At 68.6% G+C, this 1,537-nt stretch carries 1 protein-coding gene; it reads left to right on the forward strand.

Features of this window, described 5'->3' with window-relative positions; translation table 11 throughout:
- Positions 1–53: 53 nt before the first annotated feature.
- Positions 54–1,537, forward strand: a 1,484-nt coding sequence (locus tag HNQ79_RS34700; RefSeq protein WP_311772338.1) for a type I polyketide synthase, incomplete at its 3' end; no start/stop codon positions are given.

A 1,537-nucleotide genomic window follows, 5' to 3' on the forward strand; every position in this document is an offset into this window, starting at 1 on the left:
TGCCGGTGCCGGCTTCTGCGTCCTCGGCAGGGGAGCCGCAGAGCTTGGCGGTGGTGGGCGAGGACGTGTTCGGCCTGGCCGACGCCCTTCGGGACATGGGCGCACAGTTTGAACAGGCCGCAAACCCGGCAACGTTGACTGCACGTGACTCCGTCATGCCGACAGTGGTGCTGATCCCGGTGGCGGGGGAGCGGGGCGCTGACACTGCGGACGCGACGCGGTCGCTGACGCATCGGGTTCTGGAGCAGATCCAGGAGCGGCTGTCGGACGAAAGGTTCGCGGAGTCGCGCTTCATCTTCGTGACCCGGGGCGCGGTGGAAGGCCATGACCTGGCAGCGGCGGCCGCACGTGGCCTCGTGCGGTCGGCGCAGTCGGAGAATCCGGGTTGTTTCGGTCTGGTGGATCTGGATCCGGCGGGGCCGGTCACGCTTCCTTTGATCGCGTTGGGCGTGGATGAGCCGCAGGTGATCGTGCGGGGCGGTGGTGTTCTGGTCGGTCGGCTGGTTCGCAGGGCGCCTGCGGACCAGGACGTGAGTCCGGTGTGGGGTGGTGATGGCCGTGTGCTGATCACTGGTGGTACGGGTGGTCTGGGTGCGGTGGTGGCCCGTCATCTGGTGACGGAGCACGGTGTGCGCCGTCTGTTGCTGGTCAGCCGTCGGGGCCTGGGCGCCGAGGGCGTCGAGGAGTTGGTGGGTGAGCTGTCGGAGCTGGGTGCCGAGGCGGTGGTCGAGGCGTGCGATGTCTCTGACCGGAGTGCGCTCTCGGCTCTGCTCGCTCAGCACAGCGTTTCCGCGGTGATTCATGCGGCGGGTGTGCTGGACGACGGTGTGGTGGGTTCGCTGACGCCGGAGCGGCTGGATGCCGTGTTGCGGCCGAAGGTGGATGCGGCGTGGAATCTGCATGAGCTGACGCGTGACGCTGGGTTGTCGGCGTTTGTGGTGTTCTCGTCGGTCGCGGCGATGTTCGGTAGTGCGGGGCAGGGTAATTACGCGGCGGGCAATGCGTTTTTGGATGCGTTGATGGAGCGTCGGCGGGCGGAGGGTCTGCCGGGTGTGTCGTTGGCGTGGGGTCCGTGGGAGCAGTCCGGTGGGATGACCGGGACTCTGGCGGAGGCTGATGCCGAGCGGATGGCTCGTGCGGGTGTGCCGGGGTTGTCGGTGGCGTTGGGTGTGGCGTTGTTCGATGCGGCGTTGGCTGCGGGTGATGCTGTGGTGGCGCCGGTGCGGTTGGATCTTGCGGTGTTGCGGGCGCTGGGTGATGTTCCGGTGCTGTTGCGGTCGTTGGTCCGGGTGCGGTCGCGTCGTGCGGTTGCTGCGGCGGGCGGGGTGGCTGCGGGTCTGGTGGAGCGGCTGTCGGCGCTGACGGTCGTGGAGCGGCAGGAGGTGTTGCTGGACCTGGTGCGTGGGCAGGTCGCGCTGGTCCTGGGGCATGCGGATGCGAACGCGGTCAACCCGGAGCGTGCCTTCCGAGAGCTGGGCTTCGACTCGCTCACGGCGGTCGAACTGCGCAACCGGCTCAACACCGTGACCGGGCTGCG

Source organism: Streptomyces candidus (assembly GCF_014207445.1).
Lineage (GTDB): Bacteria > Actinomycetota > Actinomycetes > Streptomycetales > Streptomycetaceae > Streptomyces > Streptomyces candidus.